A 15,339-nucleotide genomic window follows, 5' to 3' on the forward strand; every position below is an offset into this window, starting at 1 on the left:
GGCGCCCGGCGGAGCGGGGCGGTGGTGCCCGTTGGCCGACGGTCAGGCGGCGGGAGCAGGGGTCGTCGCCAGGTGCCGGACTCCGGAGCGGACCGCCCAGAAGAAGACGGCAAGGGCGATGACGGCGACGACGGACGAGTCGTACGGGGCGGGGATCCGGGCGGAGCCCCCGAAGGTGCCCAGCCAGGACAGCAGGGTCAGGGCGACGAGATAGCACACCAGCCAGGCGCCGGTCCGCAGTTCGGCGGCGAGCGACCCGCGGTGCCCGCCGGGCTCCGTTCCGGCCTGTGCTCCGGGGCGTCGCATGGCCAGGAAGATCAGCAGCCCGCCGAGCACGAGGGGCAGCGCGAGCCGCAGGTTGTGCCAGCCCGACCAGTACACGAACTCGCTGGCCACGACGAAGCTGAGCGGGGCGATCCAGCGCAGTCCCGGCACCCATCCCACGGTGCCGCCGCCGGGCCCGGACCGGAAGACGGCGACGGCCACCGCCGACGCCGCGTAGATCAGCAGATACATGTCGCCCATCACGCTGACGATGTCCTGCCAGCCGCCGACCGGGAGCAGGAAGACGATGATCACCGCGAGGTTGATGACCAGGGCGCGGCGCGGCATGCCGTAGCGCTCGTTCACCTTCATGAAGAAGCGCGGGATGGTGCCGTTCTTGGCGAGGGCGTAGGTGTGCCGCGCGTCGATCGCCACGCCGACGTAGGCGGAACCGCCCGGCGAGATGACCGCGTCGGCGTAGAGCAGGCTGGAGAGCCAGTGCAGATTGAGGATCAGGGCGAGCTGGCCGAAGGGGGATTCGAAGGAGACGCCGCTCCAGCCGCCACCGAGCAGCTTGTCGGGGACGGTGAACAGGAACGCCACCTGGAGGACCAGGTACATCAGGACGGCGAGGCCGATGCCGGTGAGGACGGCTGCGGGGATGGTGCGGCGCGGGTTGCGGGTCTCGCCGGAGAAGTCCAGCGGGGCCTGGAACCCGTTGACGGAGTAGACGATGCCGCCGCCGGCCAGCGCGGTCAGGCAGGCCGCGTAGCCGTACGGGGCGAAGCCGCCGTGGTCGGTGAGGCGGCCGGAGTGCCAGCCGGAGGCGATGAGTGCGATCACGGTGATCACAGGGACGACGATCTTGAACACCGAGACGAGATTGTTGAGTTGGGCGAACATCCGTACCGCGAACCAGTTCAGCGCGGTCAGCAGCACACTGAGTCCGGCGGCGAGCGCCAGTCCGGAGGCGGTGAGGGTGTGGCCGTTGTAGATGTCCGGCAGGTAGTGCGCGGCGTACTGCATGATCGCGCTGATCTCGGCGGCGGTGCCGCCGACCGACAGCAGCACCGACCAGCCGACGAGGGTGCCGACGAGGCGCCCGCTGGCGAACAGCGGCCAGCGGACCGTACCGCCGCCCTCGGGGCGCGAGGCGCCGAGTTCGATCATGACGAGGGCGACCAGGCCGCACAGCAGCCCGGCCCCGATCCAGGACAGCAGCGAGGCGGGCCCGGCGGTCTGCGCCGCGTACATGGCCGCGAACAGCCATCCGGAGCCGACGATGTTGGAGAAGCCGATGCCGGTCAGCCCCCAGAAGCCCAGTTCCCGGCGGAGCCGGCTCTCTTGGACCTGCACCCCTGGCGCGTCGGCGCCCCCGCCCCCACCTGTCACCTGACGCTCCGACACGGCATCGGCCTCCTGCTCCGCTTCCCGGCTTGACGGCCCCGCGTGCGCGGGACCTGACGCGGATTCTGCCGGTCAGCGGCCCGAATCCACCAAGCGGCCGGGCCTTCTCCGCCTCCCGCTCGGTCTTACCTACCGAGATGTCCCCGTTCGCTCCCCGGGACAGATGCCGGGCGCAGCCGCAGGCCGGCACCGGTCCTTCGCCGCGTGGGCCTCAGCCGCACGCCCAGCAGCCGGCCCAGCAGGCCAGGTGCGGGTGAGGGTGCCGGTGGACGCGGTGGGCGCGGTCGACGTGGTCGGCGTGGTGCCGCGCGGGCCGCTCGTCCTCGACGCCGACGATGCTCCGGGCCAGCCGGGCCCAGAGAATCACCGTGATCGCCGCGAGTTCCTCGGGCTCGGCGACGCCCCTGTCGATCCGCAGCGCGAAGTCATGGGGCGCGCTGTCGGCGGGGGCGGTCACGGGCGGGGCCCGGCGGCCGGGCGGCGAAGGCCGCGGTGCGGTGCCTGGTGTCCTGGTCGGGGCGCGGTGCGGGAGGCGGGCGGTGCGATCACACGGCCGACCCTAGAAGCGCGGGCGGGAGCCGTCGCGCCGGCACTCGCCGACCGGGTGGCGGCCGGTGCCCCGCCGCCCGTGCCGCTGCGGCCCGCGGGCTGCCGTGCAGCGCCCCGCGCCACCTCGGCCGATCGGGCGAGCGACAGTTCCCGGGACCGGGCGGACCGGCCGTCGCCGACCGGGTCAGGGTGCCCGGGTGGGCGGTCCGGACAGGATGTTGACGCAGGCGCGGACCGGCGGGCTCGCGGCGCGGGTGAGCCAGGCGGCTTTGATGTCGCGGTACAGGGCGGGGCGGGTGCGCAGGAACCGTACGCCGGGCGGGGCGGGGCGGCGGGACATGGCGGGGATGAGTGCGGCGGCGAGGCCCTGTTCGACCAGGGCGAGCTGGGTGAGGTGTTCGGCGACGGTGTAGTGCACATCGGGCTCGACGCCGTGGGCGCGCAGCGCCTGGAGGAGCGCTTCGTACGGCTCGGTGCCCGGCGGACAGCCGGCCCACGCGGTGCCCGCCAGTTCGGCAAGACCGATCGTCTCCCGGTCGCCGAGCGGGTGGTCCGCGGCCACGGCGACGTAGGCGTCCTCGCTGGTCAGCGTGCGCACGCTGACACCCTCCGGGACGAAGACGGGGCGGTTGGCCCAGCTTTCGACGAGCAGCAGATCGAGGGTGCCGGCGAGCAGCAGCGGCATCAGGTCGACGGCCTCACCGTCGCGCACCGTGGGGGTCAGCCGGGGGTGGGCGGCGGTCAGTGCGGCCAGCGCCCGGGGCAGCAGGGTGCGCACCGCGCTGCCCACCCCGCCGATCCGCAGCGGGCCGATGACGTCGTCGCCGAGGTCGGCGAGGTCCCGTTCGGCGGCGGCGAGTTGGGCGAGCAGCCGGTCGGCGTGGGTGGCGAGGACGCGTCCCGCGTGGGTGAGGCGGACGCTGCGGCCGTGGGGTTCGAGCAGCGGGTGCCCGGCTTCGTGCTCCAGTTTGGCGAGCTGCTGGGAGACGCCGGACGGGGTCAGCTGCAGCGTCTTGGCGGCCTGGGCGATGGAGCCGTGGGCGGCCACCGCGGCGAGGGCGCGGAGCCGGTCGATGCTGAACACATAAGGAATTCTACTGAGTATTCCTGCCGAATCTACGCTTTTTCTTCTGGGTCATGACGGCCAGAGTGGACGCATGGGATCCGATGAGACGGAGATCGAGGCGGCGGCGTGCCCGGGGACGGCGCGGCGGGCCGGGACCGTGCGGGTGCCGGAGGGTGCGGAGCCGCGCCGCGGTGGACGCTTGGGCGGGCCGGTGGCCGGGGCGGTCGCCGGGTCCGCGTGCATCTCGGCGTCGGCGGCCTTCATGAAGCTGTCCGGCACGAACGCGGGGACGGGGGCGTTCCTGCGGTGCGCGCTCGCGCTGCTGGTGCTCGTGCCGCTCGCGCTGCGGGAGCGGCGGCGGGTCGGGAGCCGGCCGGTGCGTTACCTGCTGACGGACCTCGCGGCCGGGCTGCTGCTCGGTGTCGACATGGTCTTCTGGGCGGCGAGCGTCCTGCACGTCGGCGCCGCCATCGCCACGGTGCTGCTGAACGTCCAGGTCGTGGTCTTCCCGCTGCTCGCCCGGCTGGTCTCGAAGGCCGCGCTGTCGCGGCGGTTCCTGTGCACGGCGCCGCTGATGCTGTGCGGGGTCGCGCTCGCGAGCGGCGCCGTCGGGCATCCACAGCCGGGCAGCGATCCGGTGGCCGGTGTGACGTACGGGATCGCCGCCGGAGTGACGTACGCCGGCTATCTGTTCCTGATGCGGCTCGGCGGCGGACGGGCGCAGACCGTCGGCCCGGTGTGCGTGTCGACCGGCGCTGCGGCCGCGGCGGCCGCGCTGCTGGGCGGCCTGTGGACGGGGATCGATCTCGCTCCCGGCTGGCCGGCCTGGGGCTGGCTGGCGGCGCTGGCACTGGTCGGCCAGGTGCTGGCCTGGTTGCTGATCACCACCGCGCTGCCGAGGCTGGCTCCGCACGTCGGCGCGGGACTGTTACTGCTCCAGCCCGTGCTGGCCTTTCTGCTCGGCCTGGCCATCGGCGAGCGGCCGACGGCCACCCAGCTCGCCGGGTGCGTGGTGGTGGTCGCGGCCGTGGGCTTCAACAGCCTTGCAGGAACGGCACGTTCGGGCAGCGGCACGGCGGATGCCCGGTAGGGGCGACCAGGCGTTCAGGGTGCGGGGCCGCACGGCCGTGGCCCCGTGCGGCTCACCCTCGCCACCCGGAGCCGCGGGCTACTCGACGACCAGCTCGACGTCGATGTTGCCGCGGGTCGCCTTCGAGTACGGGCAGTACTGGTGGGTGGCCTCGACCAGTTGCCTGCCCCTCTCGCCCGCGAGACTGTCCGGCAGCTCCACCCGCAGGGTCACGGCCAGGCCGAAGCCGGTGTCGTCCTTGCCGATGGAGACCTCGGCAGTGACCGACACGTCGGTGGTGTCGACCTTCAGCTGCCGTCCGACGTTCCCCATCGCACTGGCGAAGCACGCGGCGTATCCCGCGGCGAAGAGCTGCTCCGGGTTGGTGCCCTCGCCGTTGCCGCCGAGCGCCGGCGGCATGGCCAGCGCGAGATCGATCCGGCCGTCGGAGCTGACCGCCCGCCCCTCACGGCCGTTGGCGGTGGCGACAGCGGTGTAGAGCGCGTCCATCACGGAACTCCTTCGATAGCCCGGCGCGGCCGACTCCCGGCCGCCCGACACCCATAAAGATTGCACACAACTCAGTTGCACGCAATTAAGCTTCCCGCGACTCAATGCCCCCGAGGGCTAATCTGGAGCCATGACCACGCTCCCGGTACCCGACGCCGAACTGCTCCGACTCGACCACCAGGTCTGCTTCTCGCTGCACGCCGCCTCGCGCGCGTTCGGCGGCGTCTACCGGGACGCACTCAAGGACCTCGGGCTGACCTACCCCCAGTACCTGGTCATGCTCGTGCTCTGGGAGGACGGCCCGCGGCCCGTCAAGTCCATCGGCGAGCGCCTCCGCCTCGACTCCGGCACCCTCTCCCCGCTCCTCAAGCGCCTGGAGACGGCCGGCCTGGTACGCCGCGAACGCAGCACCGAGGACGAGCGGTCGGTGACCGTCCACCTCACACCGGACGGCGAAGAACTGCGCGAGCGCGCCCTGCCCGTCCCCCGTAGGATGCTCGCGGCGACCGGCCTCACCGTCGAGGAACTCCGCACCCTGCGCGGCCTGTTGGGGCGGGTGACCAGCGCACTCGACGAGGCGTGAGCCCCGCCCCGCCGGGCTGCCGCACGCCCCGATCGGGCCGCGCCCCGTACCCTCCCGTCGCCCCGCACCGTTAGACCCGGCACGTGCCTTCCGCGGTACGCGCGCAGGGCGCGCGCCCTGCGCACCACAGCCGGAGCCGCCGGCGAGCACCCGCAGGGCCGCGGTTGGCAGATCGCCCACGAAGCGGAGGAGTGCCACGTGAACCCGGCAGAAGTCGTCACCACCTTGCCGACCCAACGATCCGGGGCCGGCCCGGCCGACGTCACCACCGAGCCCCCACCGCGCCGGCCGACGGCGCCCACCGACGGCGAAGTCGCCGCGTGACGGCCGCCCGGAAGCCGTTCTCCGCGGCGGTGACAGGCATCGGGCTGGTGACGGCCGCCGGCGTCGGCGCCAAGGCCACCTGGCACGCCGTCACCGAGGAATCGTCCCCCTCCGGAGTCCGGCACAGAGCCGAACTGACCGACCTGCCCTGCGACTTCATGTACGCCGCCGACGACCTGGACGCCACCGGAACACTGGGCGTCGCGGCCGTGCGCCTGATGGACCGCTTCGCGCAGCTCGCGGTGATCGCGGCCCGCGAGGCGATGGCCGACGCCGGCCTCGACGCCGCCACCTGGGACAGCACCCGGGTCGCCGTCGTCATCGGCTCGGCGCACGGCGGGCTGCCCTTCTACGACGAGCAGCACACCGCACTGACCGAGCGCGGCGCCCGCCGGGTCTCCCCCAAACTCGCCCCGCTGACCGTCGTCAACAGCGCCGCCAGCAACGTCGCCATGGACCTGGGCGCACAGGGCCCCAGCCTGGGCGTGGGGACCGCGTGCTCCTCAGGAACCGTCGCCCTGGGCACCGCGCACCAACTGCTGCGGTCCGGGGCCTGCGACATCGCCATCGCCGGTGGCGCCGAGTCGGTGTGCTCGCGGCTGCTGATCGCCAGCGCCTGCCAGATGAAGGCGGTCTCCACCCGGCGGGACAACCCCGCGGCCGCCTGCCGCCCCTTCGACGCCGACCGGGACGGCTTCGTCGTCGGCGAAGGCGCCGGCCTCCTCGTCCTGGAACGCCCCGAGCACGCCAGGGCGCGCGGCGCCACGATCCGCGCCGGCCTCGCCGGGTACGGCGCGTCCAGCGATGCGTACGCCGCGGTGGCGCCCGACCCCGAGGGCCGGGGCATCGAGCGTGCGCTGCGCACCGCCATGGCGGACGCGGAGGTGACGGCGGCCGACATCGGGCACGTCAACGCGCACGGCACCTCGACGGTCGTCAACGACCGGATCGAGGCGACGATGCTGCGGCGGGTGCTCGGCGGGCACCCGCTGGTCACCTCAACCAAGGCGATGACCGGGCACACACTGGGCGCCGCCGGCGGCATCGAGACCGCACTGACGGTACTCGCGCTGGAACAGCAGCTGGTGCCGCCGACCGTCAATCTCGACACCCCCGATCCGCAGATCCCGCTGGACATCGTGCGCCAGGAGGCGCGCTCCGCCCGGTTCGACTGCGCGGTCAAGACATCGCTCGGCTTCGGCGGACACAACGCCGCACTGGTCCTGACCCGCAGCTGAGCCACATCCGCCCCCGCCCGGCTCCGTCCAGGACGCCCCCGACCGACGGCACCGGGCCCGGGGACGGGAGCACGTACACGTCCGGGCGGTCGCACGCAGCGCACCACAGGGGCCGTACCTGCCTGCGGCTCCCGGTCACTGCCGCCAGCTGCGAAGCGGTCCGGCCGGTCGATGCCCCCGACCGGCATCTCGACGTCACGGAGTACGGCCCCCGGCCCCGGCAGCCGGACGGATTCGACCCAGCGGGCCCGCCAGCCGACCCATATCCGGCATGACGTCCGCCTGACGTCACGAACAGCTGCGGATGCCGGAGCACCGGCTGCCGTACGCCGATGCCCGGGGAACCTCGGCGGGCCGGCAGACCGCGACATCGCGGTCGGCAGGGTGAGCAACGTGGGGTGGGACCTCCGGCCGCCTTCGCGCGGCATCGGCTCGACACGTATATCGGCGCCTGGGGCCATCCCCACTACGCCTGACGGAACCGGCCGTGCCCTGATCACGGCCGCGGCACGGCCCCGCGCGCCATCCCCTGTGACCCAGGCGACTTCAACGCCGCCCCTCCAACCCATAACTCCGGCATTTCGGGCAGCGCCGGGTGATGCCGGGCACAGGGTGCACGTCACGTACGAGCCGCTGTAGTCGAAACACGCCCGCTCAATCACACCGAAAAACGGGCACAACATCGGACATCTCGCCGTATCTCACGATGAGGGGTAGTACAACCCATCATTGCCACCACCCGAGGGCCGCGTTAACCATTACTCGGGTAGCACCGAGAACGTGCCGAAGAGGCTCCTCCCCCGTGGTGAGCGAGCGCGGCCAGACCCTCGGTTCACACGCGCCGCCGAAGGCCGCTCCCCCGTACACCACCCGGAAGAGGTCACCGCATGCCCAGCTTCACCCTGCTCCGCAACGCCCGCACCATGCGCATCACCCGCACCCACAAGATCGCCGTGGCCGTCCTCGCCACCGCCGGCGCCACCACAGCCCTCGCCACCACCGCAGCCCCGAGCGACACCGGAACCACCACCTCCGCACACGCCCCCGCCGCAGTGAAGCCCGTCACCACCAACGGCCTCCCCGCCAAGACCCAGACCGGCAAGGACACGGCCGCCAAGAGCACGGAGGCCGCGGGCAAGTCGACCTTCTCGGTGGCCGACTCGCTCAAGGTGACCGCCGTCGCCGAGCAGGGCCACACCGCGCAGCAGGCCGCCGACCGCTCCCTGGAGCGCACGGCACTCGACGTCCCGAAGGCAGCGCCCAAGGCGGCGCCGAAGCAGTACAAGAACAACCTCGACGGCTGGATCCGCCAGTCCCTCGACATCATGAAGGACAAGGGCATACCCGGCTCCTACAACGGACTCCACCGCAACATCATGCGCGAATCCTCCGGCAACCCCCACGCCGTCAACAACTGGGACATCAACGCCATCAACGGAATCCCCTCCAAGGGACTCCTCCAGGTCATCCAGCCCACCTTCGACACCTACCACGTCAAGGGCACCCCCCATAAGCTCACCGACCCCATCGCCAACATCACCGCCGCAGCCAACTACGCAGCACACCGCTACGGCTCCATCGACAACGTCAACTCCGCCTACTGAGCTGACGCGGTACCCGGTACCCGGTACCCGGTACCGAGGTGATGCGGTACGGAGGTGACGTACCGGTGAGGCGGCGCACGGCGACGTGACGCCCTCACCGCCGAGCTGACGGATGCGGCGACTGGCGCGTGCGCCGCTGCGCAGGCAAGCGGGCCCCGGCAACACGGGGCCCGCTTTCGCGTTCCCGGACGCACTCGCTCCCGGACACACTCGCTCCCGGGGCGCACTGCGGGACGGGTCGTGGGGAGCGCGACACCGGACCGTTGTGGCGCCGGACGAGTGACACCGTCCGGCCGGACGGGGGCCTGATGGCCTGTCGGGTTACGGAGCGAGCAGTGCAGCGCATATGTCTCCTTATCGGCAGGAATCTGCTCAAAATCTGCCGCACCGCCAACCGATGGCCTTCGGAGGTACCCGATGCCCTTGCGTAGATCCGGTCCGGCCCGTCGCACTTTCCCCGCCGCGACCGGAACGCTCCTCTCCCTCTCCGCGCTCGTCCTGACCCTCGCCCTCCCGGGCACTGCCGCGGCGGCCGGAGGCGACAAGGAACCCGCCCACCCCGAGCAGGACTGGATGGGCTCCACGATCGCCGCCCACGAAGGCGTCGACCGCGCCGGCGGCTCCGATGCGCAGGCGTCCTCTTCCACATCGTCGGTCGACGGCGTCGACGTCTCCAGCCACAACGGCAACGTCGGCTGGCCCGCACTGCGCACGAGCGGCGTGCGCTTCGCGTACGTCAAGGCCACCGAGGGGACCACCTACAAGAACCCGTACTTCAGCCAGCAGTACCGGGGCTCGTACGACGCCGGCATCATCCACGGCGCCTACCACTTCGCGCTGCCGGACCACTCCGGCGGGGCGGCGCAGGCGAAGTACTTCGCCGCTCACGGCGGCGGGTGGTCGAAGGACGGCAAGACGCTGCCCGGGGCGCTCGACATGGAGTACAACCCCTACGGGGCGACCTGCTACGGCAAGAGCGACGCGGCGATGATCCAGTGGATCGCCGACTTCGTGACCACGTACCGGGCGAAGACCGGGCGGGACGCGGTCATCTACACCTCCACCAACTGGTGGACGCAGTGCACCGGGAACTCCCGCAAGTTCGGCAAGACGAACCCGCTGTGGGTTCCGCGCTACGGCTCGTCCGTCGGGACGCTCCCGGCCGGCTGGCCCTTCCACACCATCTGGCAGTACACGTCCACCGGCCCGACGGTCGGCGACCGCAACCGCTTCAACGGATCGTTCACCCGCCTCAAGGCACTCGCCAACGGCTGATCCGTCCGCAGGGTCATCTCCACGATCACCTCCAGGATCCGCCGACGGCCGGTTCCCGGCGCCGCATCAGGCGCCGGGGGCCGGCCGTCGCCACGTCCGCTGCGTACCGAAAAAAAATGGCAACCTCGTTCGAGGGGAGGAGAATTGGCGGTGCGGTGCGGTAACGGGCCTTTTCCTGGGGCGGTTTGGGGAGGGGCGAGTGGCTTGTTCCAACGGGGTACGGGAAGTTCACCCACGATCGGTACAACCATCTCCGGACGATCGCTGTCCAACACTGCGCAATGACCACGCGAAGGACATCACCTCTGACGGGGGTATTCCCATGAAGCGTTCTCGTGCCATCGCAGGATCCGCAGTGCTGGCAGTGGCAGGTATGGCCACGATGGCTACCGCTACCAGCGCATCGGCCGCGCCCGTGCGCGCCACTGCGGCGTACAACGGAGCCTGTGGAAGCGGCTACAGCGTCGTGAATTCCGCGGAGATCTCCGGAAAGGGGGCGGTGTTTCTCACCTACAACGGCAAGACGGGCAAGAACTGTGTCGTGACGGTGCGGAACACCACCGGAAAGGCGGTCTCCATGTACACCTATCTCGGGCCGACCGACGGAAGTTCCGAAACCGTCTTCGACAGCGGGCTTTACACCAGTTACGCGGGACCGGTCTATTTGCTGGCGAAGGGCCGGTGTGTGGACTGGGGCGGCACGATCGAAAACGTCAGTGTCAACGTGAACGGCTCGAACTGCGGGCGCCTGGCGGCCGGTACGGTGACCCGCCACTGATCAGCGCGTGCGGCGGATTCCGGGCCCGGTGCCCGGGGTCCGCCGTTTTCCGTGCCGGCGCTTGCCGATCGCCCGAGGCGAGGGATCGACGACCGGGCGAGGACGGGCCGGTGCGCCGGGTGATGCGCCCTGGGGCCGTGCGGAGCGTCCGTGTGTCAGGAGGCGGGCGCAGGGGCGGGTGGTTCCGGTGCGGTCTCGGCGGTTCTGGCGATGTTGCGGGCCATGCCGCCGAACACCGCGGCGTGGAACGGGGACACCGCCCACCAGTAGGCGTGCCCGGCCAGGCCGTGCGGGTGGAACAGGGCCCGCTGGAGGTAGACCGTACGGCCGTGGGCGTCACGGCCGACGGCCAACTCCAGCCAGGCCAGGCCCGGTAGCCGCATTTCGGCGCGCAGCCGGAGCAGTCGGCCTGGCGCGATCTCCTCGACGCGCCAGAAGTCCAGGGAGTCGCCGACCCGCAGCCGGCCCGCGTCGCGCCTGCCGCGCCGCAGGCCCACCCCGCCGACGAGCCGGTCGAGCCAGCCGCGTGCCGCCCAGGCGAGGCCCGACGAGTACCAGCCGTGTTCGCCGCCGATGCCTTCCACCACCCGCCACAGCGCTTCGGGTGCGGCGTCCACCCGGCGTGCGCGGCGGTCGGTGTAGAGGGAGCCGCCGGCCCAGTCGGGGTCGGTGGGCAGCGGATCGCTCGGGGCGCCGGGCACCGCTGCGTTGGACCAGCGGGTGGCGACCTCGGCCTCGCGGATCCGCCGCAGTGCCAGGTCCAGCGCGTCGTCGAGGGGGATCGGGTGGCCGGGTGAGTCGGGCACGTAGCGGGCGATGTCGTGCTCCTGGCAGACGACTTCGTGCCGCAGCGACTCGGCGAGCGGCCGGGCCAGGGCGCCGGGGACCGGCGTGACCAGCCCGACCCAGCGGCTGGACAGGCCGGGTGTGAGCACCGGTACGGGGAGGATGAGCCGCTCCGGGAGGCCGGCGACCCGGGCGTAGCGCTGCATCATGTCGCGGTAGGTGAGCACGTCGGGGCCGCCGATGTCGAAGGCCCGCGAGACGTCGTCCGGCAGGCCGGCGCAGCCCACCAGGTAGCGCAGCACGTCGCGGATGGCGACGGGCTGGATGCGGGTGCGCACCCAGCTGGGCGTCACCATCACCGGGAGGCGTTCGGCGAGGTAGCGCAGCATCTCGAACGAGGCGGAGCCCGAGCCGATGATGACGGCGGCGCGCAGCACAGCGGTGGGGACGCCGGACGCCAGGAGGATTTCGGCGACCTCGGCGCGGGAGCGGAGGTGGGGCGAGAGGGCGTGCCGGGGTACGCCCGCGGGGGTCAGGCCGCCGAGGTAGACGAGGCGGCGGACGCCTGCGGCACGGGCCTGCTCGGCGAAGATCCGTGCGGCCCTGCGGTCGGTCTCCTCGAAGTCGCGGCCGGTGCCGAGGGCGTGCACCAGGTAGTAGGCGGTGTCGACGCCGTCCAGTGCGGCGCGGACCGATGCGGCGTCGGTGACGTCCCCGCGGCACGCCTCGGTCCGTCCGGCCCAGGGGTGGTCGCGCAGCTTCTCCGGGCTCCTGGCCAGCGCGCGTACGGCGTATCCGGCATCCAGCAACTCGGGGACGAGGCGGCCGCCGATGTAGCCGGTGGCGCCGGTGACCAGGGCGAGGGGGCGGGCCTTGGAGGACATGTCGGGACGATACTCCCCGACGGCAGCGCCCACGGCTTCGCCGGGCCAGAACCGGCGGCGCGGCTTCCGGCGACGGCGCGGGCAGGCCCCCGCCCTTACGGCGCGTCAGGTGCGCCGGTGCTCTCGCGGGCTTCCAGGTGCGGGAGTTCGCCGTGGACGGTGCGCGGTGGGCCGCCGTCGAGGACGGTGAGGAGTTCCTGGGCGGCGAGCCGGCCGAAGCCGGGGGTGTCGCGGACCAGGGCGGTGAGCTGGGGGTGGGTGACGCGGCACAGGGCCGAGTCGTCCCAGGCCACGATCGACAGGCCGCCCGGAACGGAGAGGCCGCGGCCGGCGGCCACCGAGGCGCCGGCGACGGCCATCACGTCGTTGTCGTAGATGATCGCCGTGGGCGGCTCGGCCGTGTCCAGGATGTGGCGGGTGGCCTCAGCGCCCTCCGCGTCGGAGTAGTCGGTGGTCACCGAGCGGACCTGGTGCGCGTCGAGGCCGCGGCGGTCCGCTTCGGTGCGCAGGGAGCGGATGCGGCGGGCGGTGTGGGCCAGTCCCGGCAGGCCGGCGACGTGCACGATCCGGTGGTGGCCGAGGCCGTGGAGGTGGTCGAGAACCCTGGCCATGGCCTTGGAGTCGTCGGCCCAGACCGTGGAGACCTGCGGGGGTTCCGCTGCGGTGGCGGGGCCGCCGACGACGACGGCCGGCAGGCCGAGGGAGGCGAGCAGGCCGGGGCGCGGGTCCTCGGTGCGGGGGTCGACGACGAGGACGCCGTCCACCCGGCGTTCGGCCCACCAGCGGCGGTAGAGCGCGCATTCCGTTTCCAGGTCTTCGACCACCTGGAAGAGCAGCGCGATCCGGCGTGCCGACAGGACTTCCTGGATGCCGGAGACCAGTTGGAGGAAGAAGGACTCGACGCCCAGGGTCCGGGCCGGACGGGCGAGTACCAGGCCCGCGCTGCCCGCGCGTTCACCGGAGAGCGCGCGGGCGGCGCTGTTGGCCTGCCAGCCCAGTTCTTCGGCGACGCGGCGGATCCGGGCGCGGGTGTCCTGGGAGACGCCGGGCCGGTCGTTGAGCGCGAAGGAGACGGCGCTCTCGGAGACGCCCGCGCGGCGCGCGATGTCCTTGATCGTCGGCCGCCGGGCGGGTTTGCGGCGGGCGGCCTCGCCGGGCGCTGTCATGACGGACTCTCCTCGTGCGGTGGGTCTCGCTCGCCTCGCTGCGGTGGGCACGTCGGCGCGCCGGGCGGCGCGGATGCCTGTTGCGTGCCGGTCCCTAAACCGCATTAGTACCGTCAGTCTGATCACTGGGGCGGGGTGTGTCAATCGACGGTGCCAGGGGTTTGCGATGTGCTCCGCGCGGCATCGGACGACGGGTCTTTTCGCAGGTCAGGGTGGATGATGATGGACTTCCCCAGGCCTCTTCCGGACCGATTCCGGTGCAGGTATTGACACCCACTAAAACGCATTAGTACCGTCTGCCGCATCATCGCACCGAGACTCGCTTTCACGGCCGTCCGGTGTGCTGAAGGGGCACGGCACAGTTGTTGATTTTCGCGTGTCCGGAGCAGGAAGCGGCATCCAGCGGCAGCGCGTGGATACCGAAAGAGTCCACTTCGGAAGCACGCTCTGTCGCATACGGCTGCCGCAACGATTCGCCCTGTTTCTGGTCCGAGCAGAGGAGCCAGCCAGTCATGCGTATATCCCGCCGAGCAGCCGCGTCCGCCGCGGTCCTGGTCACATCGGCGCTCGCCCTGACCGCGTGCGGGGCCTCGGGAGATTCCGGCGCGTCGGACAGTGCGACGGGAAAGGTCGAGGGCCGGGTTACCTTCCAGACCTGGAATCTCAAGGCCAATTTCAAGGACTACTTCGAAGGGCTCATCGCAGACTTCGAGAAGAAGTATCCGGATGCCAAGGTGAATTGGGTTGATCAGCCGGCCGAAGGGTATCCGGAGAAACTCAGTGCGGACGCGGCGGGCGGCACGCTTCCCGATGTCGTGAATGTGTCACCGGATCTCGCTTATCCGCTGGCCAAGGCCGGTGTCGCGCTCGACCTGCACAAGGCGGCGGGAAAGTATCAGGACGAGTATCTGGCGGGTGCCTGGAAGAGCTACGAGATGCCGGGCATGGCGGGCGTCTACGCATTCCCCTGGTATCTGAACACCGGCCCGATGTTCTACAACAAGGCGCTCTTCACGAAGGCGGGGCTCGACCCCCGGAAGCCACCGACGACGTACGGCAAGCTCTTCGCGGACGCGCTGACGATGGCGAAGAAGAGCGACGGAAAGATCACGATGCTGGCGAGCACCCCGTCGATCGAGGACTTCGGGCGCTACGGCGTACGGCTCATGAACGCGCAGGGCACCGCCTTCACCTTCAATGAGCCCAAGGGCGTCGAACTGCTCCGGCATTACCGTGAGTTGTACGCGGCGGGCGCGCTGGATTCGCAGGCGCTGACCGCCATGGCCGAGTCCTCGGGGCGGAAGTTCCAGCAGCAGTCCGTGGCGATGAATCCGGGCAGCGCGCTGGACCTGGGGAACTTCAAGAAGGAGGCACCGAGCCTCTACAAGAACATCGGGATCACAGACACGGTCAACAACACCGGCAAGGCCAATATGTACGTTCAGGGCCTGATGGTGAATGCACAGAGCAAGGTCAAACCGGCCGCGGTCGCGTTCGCCCACTTCGTCACGGACCGCAAGAACCAGATGGACTTCGCGAAGCGGGTGACGATCTTCCCGAGCACCAAGGGCTCGCTCGACGATCCGTACTTCACCAAGGAGGACGGCACGGACGCGACCCGGGTGCGCATCGCCTCCGCCAAGTCCCTTGGCAGCGCGGTGAATTACACGCCGGTCCTGCTCAGCGACCAGATGAAGACCGTGCTGCGCAACGCCGTTGCCAAGGCCGTGCAGGGCAAGGAGTCGCCCAAGGCCGCGCTCGACGGTGCGGTCAACGAGTGCAACCGGCTGCTCACGACCGGCGCGGGCGCACGGTGACGACCGGCACGGCCCGAGT

At 71.5% G+C, this 15,339-nt stretch carries 14 protein-coding genes; 8 read left to right on the plus strand and 6 right to left on the minus strand.

The window, feature by feature from the left end:
• Nucleotides 1–42 precede the first annotated feature (42 nt).
• The 3 genes from LIU39_RS25505 to LIU39_RS25515 all read right to left on the minus strand — a co-directional run bounded on the left by LIU39_RS25505 (nucleotide 43) and on the right by LIU39_RS25515 (nucleotide 3,304).
• The gene (locus LIU39_RS25505; RefSeq protein ID WP_227049231.1) at nucleotides 43–1,671 is read right to left on the minus strand and encodes an APC family permease; all 1,629 of its coding nucleotides are present in this window, start codon (nucleotides 1,669–1,671) and stop codon (nucleotides 43–45) included.
• A 211-nt stretch (nucleotides 1,672–1,882) separates the two neighbouring features.
• Complete coding sequence (locus LIU39_RS25510) at nucleotides 1,883–2,128, minus strand: acyl-CoA carboxylase epsilon subunit (RefSeq protein ID WP_227049232.1); 246 nt, start codon at nucleotides 2,126–2,128, stop codon at nucleotides 1,883–1,885.
• A gap of 276 nt (nucleotides 2,129–2,404) precedes the next feature.
• On the minus strand, nucleotides 2,405–3,304 hold the full coding sequence (locus LIU39_RS25515; RefSeq protein ID WP_227049233.1) for a LysR family transcriptional regulator: 900 nt from the start codon (nucleotides 3,302–3,304) through the stop codon (nucleotides 2,405–2,407).
• A 73-nt stretch (nucleotides 3,305–3,377) separates the two neighbouring features.
• On the opposite strand from LIU39_RS25515, the gene LIU39_RS25520 reads away from it, so the two are divergent.
• The gene (locus LIU39_RS25520) at nucleotides 3,378–4,376 is read left to right on the plus strand and encodes a DMT family transporter (RefSeq protein WP_227049234.1); all 999 of its coding nucleotides are present in this window, start codon (nucleotides 3,378–3,380) and stop codon (nucleotides 4,374–4,376) included.
• Nucleotides 4,377–4,454: 78 nt separating this feature from the next.
• On the opposite strand, the gene LIU39_RS25525 is transcribed toward LIU39_RS25520, so the two are convergent.
• Nucleotides 4,455–4,865, minus strand: a complete 411-nt coding sequence (locus LIU39_RS25525; protein WP_227049235.1) for an organic hydroperoxide resistance protein — start codon at nucleotides 4,863–4,865, stop codon at nucleotides 4,455–4,457.
• 130 nt (nucleotides 4,866–4,995) lie between these two features.
• Here LIU39_RS25525 and LIU39_RS25530 point away from each other — a divergent pair, with 130 nt between their 5' ends.
• The 6 genes from LIU39_RS25530 to LIU39_RS25550 all read left to right on the plus strand — a co-directional run bounded on the left by LIU39_RS25530 (nucleotide 4,996) and on the right by LIU39_RS25550 (nucleotide 10,667).
• The gene (locus tag LIU39_RS25530; RefSeq protein WP_227049237.1) at nucleotides 4,996–5,448 is read left to right on the plus strand and encodes a MarR family winged helix-turn-helix transcriptional regulator; all 453 of its coding nucleotides are present in this window, start codon (nucleotides 4,996–4,998) and stop codon (nucleotides 5,446–5,448) included.
• Nucleotides 5,449–5,646: 198 nt separating this feature from the next.
• A complete protein-coding gene (locus LIU39_RS35045) occupies nucleotides 5,647–5,772 on the plus strand; it encodes a hypothetical protein (protein WP_264483237.1) in 126 nt (41 codons plus the stop codon).
• Complete coding sequence (locus LIU39_RS25535; protein WP_227049238.1) at nucleotides 5,769–7,010, plus strand: beta-ketoacyl-[acyl-carrier-protein] synthase family protein; 1,242 nt, start codon at nucleotides 5,769–5,771, stop codon at nucleotides 7,008–7,010. Before LIU39_RS35045 ends, LIU39_RS25535 begins: the two co-directional genes overlap by 4 nt.
• An 887-nt stretch (nucleotides 7,011–7,897) precedes the next feature.
• Complete coding sequence (locus LIU39_RS25540) at nucleotides 7,898–8,614, plus strand: transglycosylase SLT domain-containing protein (protein ID WP_227049245.1); 717 nt, start codon at nucleotides 7,898–7,900, stop codon at nucleotides 8,612–8,614.
• A gap of 417 nt (nucleotides 8,615–9,031) precedes the next feature.
• Entirely contained in the window at nucleotides 9,032–9,889 is an 858-nt protein-coding gene (locus tag LIU39_RS25545; RefSeq protein WP_227049247.1) for a lysozyme, read from the plus strand.
• A 322-nt stretch (nucleotides 9,890–10,211) separates the two neighbouring features.
• Nucleotides 10,212–10,667: a spore-associated protein A gene (locus LIU39_RS25550; RefSeq protein WP_264483238.1), complete on the plus strand. Its 456-nt coding sequence runs from the start codon at nucleotides 10,212–10,214 to the stop codon at nucleotides 10,665–10,667.
• A 155-nt stretch (nucleotides 10,668–10,822) separates the two neighbouring features.
• On the opposite strand, the gene LIU39_RS25555 is transcribed toward LIU39_RS25550, so the two are convergent.
• Together LIU39_RS25555 and LIU39_RS25560 are read right to left on the minus strand one after the other, a co-directional pair.
• A complete protein-coding gene (locus LIU39_RS25555; protein WP_227049251.1) occupies nucleotides 10,823–12,337 on the minus strand; it encodes an SDR family oxidoreductase in 1,515 nt (504 codons plus the stop codon).
• 95 nt (nucleotides 12,338–12,432) lie between these two features.
• A complete protein-coding gene (locus LIU39_RS25560) occupies nucleotides 12,433–13,503 on the minus strand; it encodes a LacI family DNA-binding transcriptional regulator (protein ID WP_227049253.1) in 1,071 nt (356 codons plus the stop codon).
• A gap of 512 nt (nucleotides 13,504–14,015) precedes the next feature.
• On the opposite strand from LIU39_RS25560, the gene LIU39_RS25565 reads away from it, so the two are divergent.
• A complete protein-coding gene (locus tag LIU39_RS25565) occupies nucleotides 14,016–15,320 on the plus strand; it encodes an ABC transporter substrate-binding protein (RefSeq protein WP_227049254.1) in 1,305 nt (434 codons plus the stop codon).
• Nucleotides 15,321–15,339 lie beyond the last annotated feature (19 nt).

It is taken from the genome of Streptomyces pinistramenti (assembly GCF_020564935.1).
Classification (GTDB): domain Bacteria; phylum Actinomycetota; class Actinomycetes; order Streptomycetales; family Streptomycetaceae; genus Streptomyces; species Streptomyces pinistramenti.

What these genes read in the sequence shown, in the direction of transcription:
- LIU39_RS25520 (WP_227049234.1), top strand. Translation starts at nt 3,378, where the DNA reads ATGGGATCCGATGAGACGGAGATCGAGGCGGCGGCGTGCCCGGGGACG.
- LIU39_RS25525 (WP_227049235.1), bottom strand. Translation starts at nt 4,865, where the DNA reads ATGGACGCGCTCTACACCGCTGTCGCCACCGCCAACGGCCGTGAGGGG.
- LIU39_RS25530 (WP_227049237.1), top strand. Translation starts at nt 4,996, where the DNA reads ATGACCACGCTCCCGGTACCCGACGCCGAACTGCTCCGACTCGACCAC.
- LIU39_RS25540 (WP_227049245.1), top strand. Translation starts at nt 7,898, where the DNA reads ATGCCCAGCTTCACCCTGCTCCGCAACGCCCGCACCATGCGCATCACC.
- LIU39_RS25545 (WP_227049247.1), top strand. Translation starts at nt 9,032, where the DNA reads ATGCCCTTGCGTAGATCCGGTCCGGCCCGTCGCACTTTCCCCGCCGCG.
- LIU39_RS25550 (WP_264483238.1), top strand. Translation starts at nt 10,212, where the DNA reads ATGAAGCGTTCTCGTGCCATCGCAGGATCCGCAGTGCTGGCAGTGGCA.
- LIU39_RS25555 (WP_227049251.1), bottom strand. Translation starts at nt 12,337, where the DNA reads ATGTCCTCCAAGGCCCGCCCCCTCGCCCTGGTCACCGGCGCCACCGGC.
- LIU39_RS25560 (WP_227049253.1), bottom strand. Translation starts at nt 13,503, where the DNA reads ATGACAGCGCCCGGCGAGGCCGCCCGCCGCAAACCCGCCCGGCGGCCG.
- LIU39_RS25565 (WP_227049254.1), top strand. Translation starts at nt 14,016, where the DNA reads ATGCGTATATCCCGCCGAGCAGCCGCGTCCGCCGCGGTCCTGGTCACA.